Raw genomic sequence first — 7,301 nt, 5'->3', positions numbered from 1 at the left:
GGTCTTGACGCGGCGGCGCGGCGGACGCCCGCGACGCTCAAGCTCAGCGCGCAGCTTACGTAGGCAGCTGCTACGGTTTTGGAACTGACTGCGGCTCTCGCGCGCCATCACGACAATCCCCGAAGGGATATGTTTCATGCGTACCGCCGAGTCCGTCGTGTTCACGCCCTGTCCGCCCGGACCCGTCGCGCGAAACACCTGCACCTCGCAATCGCGCGCCAACTCCTCGGCCGACATCTCGGCATAGCGCGCATACTCGCGCCATCCCATCTTATTCTCATCCATATCAACACCTCCCCTCATACAAAAAATGTGACAAAGGGACAGTCCCTTTGTCACATCGCATACCAATCGCTTGTGTTGCGCGCTTAGGCGAAGGTGATCTCGCCGTTCTCGCAGTCCATATCGGCGATACGTGCCAGGCTCTCAACGCGGAAGCCGCGCTTACGGAGCTTATCGCCGCCGCCCTGGAAGCCCTTCTCAACGGCGATGCCAATGCCGGCAACTTCGGCGCCCGCAGCCTCGCAGATCTTAATAAGGCCCTCAAGCGCGCAGCCGTTGGCCAGGAAGTCGTCGATAATCAGGACCTTGTCGCCCTCGGACAGGAAGCGCTTACCCACAATGACCGGGTACTCCTTCTGCTTGGTAAAGGAGTAGATGGTCGTGGCATACTGCTCGCCGTCGAGGTTGATGGACTGCGCCTTCTTGGCAAAGACCACCGGCACGCCGCCAAAATGCTGAGCCGCGATGCAAGCCATGCCAATGCCCGAAGCCTCAATCGTCAGGATCTTGTTGATCTCGACACCCTCGAACAGTCGGGCCCACTCGGCGCCCATGTGGTCGAACAGCTCAACGTCGCATTGGTGGTTGAGGAAGGCATCAACCTTAAGGACGTTACCGGCCTTTACGATGCCGTCATGGCGAATACGATCCTCAAGCTCCTGCATGGCGCAACCCCTTCTCGCGGCAACGATACCGCGCGATTAATAAACGTTGTTCGATAGTCTACCACGGACCGACCCCCGCCCGTCCCACAAGCCGCATCGCACCACAAACCAGTCTTTTTGGGACGGCGCGAATCGTGGCAGACAGCCTCCCAACACGCTAATGGCGGGCGCGCATCTTCACCAAACGCACCATGGCAAGCGCAAAGCCCACAGCGGCCACAGCCATCAACACATAGAACACCGAACGGAAACCAAACAGGAACACATCCGGACGTCCTGCAACAAAACTGGTCACGGCCTCGCCCATCGCCACGCTCATCTGTCCATACAGGATATTCGACGCCACCGTAATGCCGAGTGCCATACCCGCATAACGCGCCAGGCTACCCAGACTACCCGCAAAGCCAAGTGCCTCGCGCGGAGCCGAGCCCATGTACAGCGAGTTGTTGGGGCTCTGGAAAATCGACGTACCGCACGACATAAATGCGACGCAGCACACGATCACAGGGATAGAAGAGTGCTCGTCGAGCGTGCTTACTGCAAAGAGACCGCACACATACACGCCCAGGCCGACCGCCGTGGGACCCTCGCAGCCAACACGGTCCGAAACCGTTCCCGAAAGCGGGCCGATAAAGGCATTCACCATTGGCAGCGCCAAAAAGAGCAATCCGGAAATGTCAGAACCAAAGCCGTGGGCGTCCTGAAAATAGAACGGCAGAATAAACTCGGATGCGCCAATGCCAACGAACACGATGAGCATGCAGGCAAGGTTGATGGTGAAGGCCGAATTTGCAAAGCAGCGACGAGCGGCCTCGGCAAGGGGCATGGGACGTTCGCCGGCCTCTGGCCTAACATGCGGCAGCGTGTAGAGTCCCACGATAAACGAGATCACGCCAATGGGCAGGTTGATGAGGAAGATGCTCTCCCAGGGAAAGCTTGCCACCAGCATGCCGCCGAGCACGGGGCCACACATCATGCCGAGGGCCACAAAGGTCGCGAGAATACCCATGGCACGGCCTCGTTCGCGCGCCGGAAACGACTCGGTGATGATACCCATGTTGTTAGCCATGGCCGCCGCGCAACCGATGCCCTGAACAATGCGTGCCAGGATAAGAACCTCAAGCGAGGCCGAAAGGCCGCACAGCAGCGAACCGACCGAAAAGACGATGACGCCCAACTGGAACACATTCACCTTGCCGCGCACGTCGCCCAGACGGCCAAACGGCAACATAGCCACGCAAGTCGCAAGCAGATACACCGAACTTACCAGCTGAATGCGATCGAGGCCCACGCCCAGCTCCTTTTGCATCACGGGCAACGCCACGGTCACGACGGTCGAATCCAGACACGACATAAACGTCATGATGAGCACGGTAAACAGAATCGCCCATTTGTTCTTGCCATGGGTGTCGCCCTCAAGGGCAATGTGCTCGCGGCGCAGCTGCTCTGCGGTTTTCTCCATATCCATCCTTTCGAGTGGCGCAAGGCAAAAACGGGGCCCCAATCGCCAGCAAACAGCCGCGATTGGGGTCCCGCCTACGGAATCGGAACGAAAGGTCGCCGAAGCTTTCTGCCAGCATCGGCGCCTTATGCGAACGCTAGCCTAGCACTGCTCGAGTGCCTGCTCAAGGTCGGCAATCAAGTCGGCCGTGTCCTCGAGGCCGCACGACAGGCGTACCATATCGGCGGAGATGCCACAGGCGATGAGCTCCTCATCGTTCATCTGGCGGTGCGTGGCATTAGCGGGATGCAGGCAGCAAGTGCGGGCGTCGGCCACATGCGTGGCGATCTGGGCGAGCTTAAGGCTCTTCATAAAGGTCTCAGCCGCCGCGCGACCACCGTTAAAGCCAAAGCTCACAACGCCGCAGGTACCGTTGGGCATGTACTTCTGAGCGATGTCATAGTACTTATCGCCCTCTAGGCCCGGATAGCTCACGAAGCGTACCTTGGGATGACTCTGCAGGAACTTGGCAACGGCCAGGCCGTTCTCACAATGACGCGGCATGCGCACATGCAGGCTCTCGAGCGAGCTGTTCAGGAAGAAGGCCGCCTGCGGGTTCTGCATGGGGCCGAGGTCGCGCATGAGCTGCGCGGTGGCCTTGGTAATGAAGGCGCCCTCGCGACCGAACTTCTTGGCATACGTCACGCCGTGGTAGCTCTCGTCGGGCGTGGTGAGACCCGGGAACTTATCCGCATGGGCCATCCAGTCAAACTGGCCGTGGTCAACGATCACGCCGCCCAGGTAGGCAGCATGTCCATCCATGTACTTGGTGGTGGAGTGCGTAACGATGTCGGCGCCCCACTCAAAGGGACGGCACATCACGGGCGTCGGGAAGGTGTTGTCGACCATCAGCGGCACGTCGTGGTCGTGCGCGGCCTTGGCAAAGCGCTCAATATCGAGCACGGCAAGGGCGGGATTGGCGATCGTCTCGCCAAAGACGAGCTTGGTATTGGGCTCAAAGGCTGCCTCGAGCTCCTCATCAGTGCAGTCGGGGGCGACGAACGTGCAGGTCACGCCCATGCGGCCCATGGTGTGGGCGAGCAGGTTATACGTACCGCCGTAAATGGCAGAACTCGCGACCACATGATCGCCGGCACCGGCCACGTTAAAGATCGCGAGGAAATTCGCAGCCATGCCCGAGCTCGCGAGCATCGCGGCAGTGCCTCCCTCCATCTCGCAGATCTTGGCGGCAACCAGATCGCACGTGGGGTTCTGCAAACGGCTGTAGAAGTAGCCCGACTCCTCCAGGTCAAACAGCTTGCCCATATGCTCCGACGTGTCGTACTTCCACGTGGTGGACTGGTAGATGGGCACCTGGCGCGGCTCGGCATCTCCCGGGTGATAGCCGCCCTGAACACATGTAGTACCGATGGTCTGCTCGCTCATATCTAGCTCCCTTGCCTGGGTTACGTTTTATTCGGTTCACGATACCGCTACCCTGCACCCCTCTCAACCCATCCCCAAGGTAGGTTATGGGACAAATTGATCAGGGGTATTTATCTCAAGCCTTGGGCATTTGCTCGATAGATAAAAACGAGGCATACATGAAGCTCTCGATGATTACATGCCCCGTCACGGGTACCATAGGCGGGTACACCGTGACCAAGGAGACAACGATGAAGCAAATCGATACGGCCCAGCTCGACATCACCGCCTGTCAGGCTCAAGCTGCCGAATATCACGCCCGTGGCTTTAACTGCGCCCAGGCCGTCGCCTGCACGCTCGCGCCCGCCGTCGGGCTCGACCCCCAGGTCGCCTTTACCCTCACCGAGGGCTTTGGCGCCGGCATGGGCGGCATGACCGAAACCTGCGGCGCCATCTCGGGCGCCGTGGCCATCATGGGCTTTGTAATGAGCGACGGCATGGAAAACCCCAAGACCAAGGGCCAGACCTACAAGCTGTCGCGCGAAATCGCCAAGCGTTTTGGCGAGAAGAACACAACGACCGTCTGCGGCACGCTCAAGGGCATCGGATCGGATAAGGGTCCGCTCCGCAGCTGCCCCGGCTGCATCGACGATGCCGTCGAGATTGCCTGCGATGTGCTAAAGCAGCTCGCCGAGTAAACGGCAGCAACGGAAAAACAAAGGCCGGCGTGCGCTTGGGATCCATCCAAAAGTACGCTGGCCGTCGCCGTTAGAACTCGGCAAATTCGGGGGCGCCGACCTCAATCTCCTCGCGCCCCGCCATAAGCTCGCGCATCTTAGCGCAAAACGGCTCCTGCTCCCCCGCCTTAAACACCAAATGAATCGTCACGGCATCCGCGTAATCGGTATCCGAAACCTTGGCGCCCGAATCCTGCGCCAGGCGAAGCACCTGTTCGTATTGCGGATAGGCCACATGAACATCAACGGGCACAACGCTCGTCATCTCAACGATCTGTCCGGCCTCCTGAGCCGCGGCCACCGCCGCCTGCGTCGCCGCGGTATAGGCGCGCACCAAGCCACCGGGCCCTAACAGCGTGCCACCAAAATAGCGCGTCACTACGCAGCAAACATTTTTGAGTTCCGCGCCACGCAACACCTCGAGCGTCGGCATACCGCTCGTGCGGCTCGGCTCACAATCATCGCTCTGGCGCTCGCGTCCATCGACTAAAATCCACGCGGGAACATTGTGTCGAGCGTCGTAATGACGCTTGCGAACCATCTCGATAAAGGCATTCGCCTCATCCTCGGACTCAATATGGACCAGTTGGGCAATAAAACGGCTCTTGCGGTCCACAAACTCGCCCGAAGCCTCAATATTCGATTGCAGAGTAAAATAGCTGTCCAACAAAGCCCCTCAACAACAAGCAAAGCAACAAACAGCCTCAATAATACGGCAAAGACAGAACCGTTGTCCTCGCCGACAAGAACGGAAACGCCAATAATGCCGTCACCAACAGCGAGAACCCGTCAGCGCGAGCAAGGTGCCTTGAAAGACGAGGGCATTGACCTTATGGTCGTGCCCGAAGGCTTGTAAGGCAGATTGCCGCGCTGACGGGTTCGCAGCGTCAACATAGTTGCCAAGTGGGCCTATAAGCCGGGTTCTGTCATGAACGGTCATTTATCTTGTCTGCACGTTACCGTGCAGCTCCACGCACGCTACCCGAACGCGGACCGGGCCGGCCCATAGCGTTCCTATTCGCGCTTGCTCCGGATGGGGCTTGCCAAGCCGCCGTGTTGCCACGACGCTGGTGGTCTCTTACACCACCGTTTCAGCTTTTCCCTTTACGCCTTGCGGCGCAGGTGGGAGTCTTCTTTTCTGCGGCGCTTTCCGTCGGATCACTCCGCCCGGCCGTTAGCCGGCATCCCGCCCTCTGGAGCCCGGACTTTCCTCACGCGTACTGCAAGCAGCACATCGCGCGACCGTCTGGCCCACTCAGCAGTGCAAGAGTGTAACACACCGTTGCCGCAGGCAATGGCACAACGCAAACGCTCGACACGATAAACCAAGAACCGCCATGCGCTACAATGGTCCTGTCGATGGGCAACGTCGTCAGTCGAGACGCGACCGCGCTCCACACCCCTCCGTCTACTCGGTGTGTTCCCGCCTCCTCCCCGAGGCGGGATGTCGGCATTTTTTCATGCACCGACAACCAAATAGCTTGTGGATAGCATGGGCAGCATCATGCATCTCGGCACCAAATGCAAAAAGGGACCCGTCCATTGCGGACGGGTCCCTTAAAACAAGTGATCGTCAAACCGATTTACTCGGCGTCGGCCTCCTCGTCCTTCTTCTCGGAAGGCAGCGGGGTAACCTCGATCTCGACACCCAGAGTCTCAGCAGCGGACTTCATGGACAGGGAGATACGACGACGGTCGAGGTCGATCTCCATGACCTTGACCTGAACCTTGTCGCCCACATGGGTGACCTGAGAAGGCTGATCGACGTGCTTGTTGGCCATCTCGGAGATGTGCACCAGGCCCTCGATGCCCTCGCCCAGGTCGACGAAAGCGCCGAACGGGACAAGCTTGGTCACAGTGCCCTCGACGATAGCGCCGACGGGGTACTTCTTGACCAGTGCGCGCCACGGATCCTCGGTGGTCTGCTTGAGACCCAGGGAGATGCGCTCGCGGTTGAGATCGACGTCGAGAACCTCGACCTCGACCTCCTGGCCGACCTTGACAACCTCGGAAGGATGGTTGACGTGGTTCCAGGAGAGCTCGGAGATGTGGATGAGGCCGTCGATACCGCCGAGGTCGACGAAGGCGCCGAAGTCGACGATGGAGGAAACGGTGCCCTGGAGACGCATACCAGACTTGAGCTTGGACAGGATCTCGGAGCGCTCGGCCTTACGGGACTCCTCGAGCACGACGCGACGGGAGAGGACGACGTTGTTGCGGTTGCGGTCCATCTCGATGACGCGGGCCTCGATGCGGGTGCCCATGTAGGAGGTGAGGTCCTTGACGCGACGGAGGTCGACGAGGGAAGCGGGCAGGAAGCCACGCAGGCCGATGTCGAGGATCAGGCCGCCCTTGACAACCTCGATAACCTCGCCCTCGACGTTCTCGCCGGAGTTGAACTTCTCCTCGATGCGGTTCCAAGCACGCTCGTACTCGGCACGCTTCTTGGACAGGACCAGACGACCGTCCTTGTCCTCCTTCTGGAGAACCAGAGCCTCGATGGGATCACCGAGTGCAACGATGTCTGCAGGGTTAGCGTCCTTGCGGATGGACAGCTCGCGGACCGGGATAACGCCCTCGGACTTGAATCCGATGTCAACGAGCACCTCGTCATGCTCGATCTTAACGACAGTGCCGTTAACGAGATCGCCCTCATCAAAGTCGGTAATCGTACCGTCGATGAGGTTGTTCATCTCCTCCTCGTTGACATCGTCAAGAGAGAAAATGGACGAGTTCTGAATCTCACTCAAA

At 59.5% G+C, this 7,301-nt stretch carries 7 protein-coding genes and 1 other RNA gene; 1 reads left to right on the top strand and 7 read right to left on the bottom strand.

Translation table 11 applies throughout. The features are described from left to right. The 4 genes from ARB25_RS04460 to ARB25_RS04445 all read right to left on the bottom strand — a co-directional run. On the bottom strand, nt 1–285 hold a 285-nt coding region (locus tag ARB25_RS04460), incomplete at its 3' end, for a peptide chain release factor family protein (RefSeq protein WP_436197774.1). Nucleotides 286–368: 83 nt separating this feature from the next. After that, on the bottom strand, nt 369–947 hold the full coding sequence (locus tag ARB25_RS04455; RefSeq protein ID WP_055286127.1) for a xanthine phosphoribosyltransferase: 579 nt from the start codon (nt 945–947) through the stop codon (nt 369–371). 157 nt (nt 948–1,104) lie between these two features. Then, nucleotides 1,105–2,409 (bottom strand): MFS transporter, encoded by a 1,305-nt coding sequence (locus ARB25_RS04450; protein WP_055286125.1) that lies wholly within the window; start codon nt 2,407–2,409, stop codon nt 1,105–1,107. A gap of 141 nt (nt 2,410–2,550) precedes the next feature. After that, nucleotides 2,551–3,834, bottom strand: coding sequence for an O-acetylhomoserine aminocarboxypropyltransferase/cysteine synthase family protein (locus tag ARB25_RS04445; protein ID WP_055286123.1), 1,284 nt, complete (start codon nt 3,832–3,834; stop codon nt 2,551–2,553). Between the two features lie 230 nt (nt 3,835–4,064). Between ARB25_RS04445 and ARB25_RS04440 the strand changes: the two genes are divergently transcribed. After that, the gene (locus ARB25_RS04440) at nt 4,065–4,511 is read left to right on the top strand and encodes a C-GCAxxG-C-C family protein (protein WP_055251626.1); all 447 of its coding nucleotides are present in this window, start codon (nt 4,065–4,067) and stop codon (nt 4,509–4,511) included. A 70-nt stretch (nt 4,512–4,581) separates the two neighbouring features. Here the strand turns inward: ARB25_RS04440 and ARB25_RS04435 are convergent, their stop codons facing one another. The 3 genes from ARB25_RS04435 to rpsA form a co-directional block, all read right to left on the bottom strand. Then, complete coding sequence (locus ARB25_RS04435) at nt 4,582–5,220, bottom strand: YigZ family protein (protein ID WP_172676320.1); 639 nt, start codon at nt 5,218–5,220, stop codon at nt 4,582–4,584. A gap of 226 nt (nt 5,221–5,446) precedes the next feature. Further along, nucleotides 5,447–5,808: RNase P RNA component class A (gene rnpB, locus ARB25_RS04715), an RNA gene on the bottom strand. Between the two features lie 325 nt (nt 5,809–6,133). After that, complete coding sequence (rpsA, locus tag ARB25_RS04430) at nt 6,134–7,300, bottom strand: 30S ribosomal protein S1 (RefSeq protein WP_055286120.1); 1,167 nt, start codon at nt 7,298–7,300, stop codon at nt 6,134–6,136. Nucleotide 7,301: the final 1 nt, after the last annotated feature.

The sequence above is a fragment of the Collinsella aerofaciens genome (genome assembly GCF_001405375.1).
Lineage (GTDB): Bacteria > Actinomycetota > Coriobacteriia > Coriobacteriales > Coriobacteriaceae > Collinsella > Collinsella aerofaciens_F.
This window is presented reverse-complemented; position numbering and strand designations above follow the sequence as displayed.

What these genes read in the sequence shown, in the direction of transcription:
- ARB25_RS04455 (WP_055286127.1), bottom strand. Translation starts at nt 947, where the DNA reads ATGCAGGAGCTTGAGGATCGTATTCGCCATGACGGCATCGTAAAGGCC.
- ARB25_RS04450 (WP_055286125.1), bottom strand. Translation starts at nt 2,409, where the DNA reads ATGGAGAAAACCGCAGAGCAGCTGCGCCGCGAGCACATTGCCCTTGAG.
- ARB25_RS04445 (WP_055286123.1), bottom strand. Translation starts at nt 3,834, where the DNA reads ATGAGCGAGCAGACCATCGGTACTACATGTGTTCAGGGCGGCTATCAC.
- ARB25_RS04440 (WP_055251626.1), top strand. Translation starts at nt 4,065, where the DNA reads ATGAAGCAAATCGATACGGCCCAGCTCGACATCACCGCCTGTCAGGCT.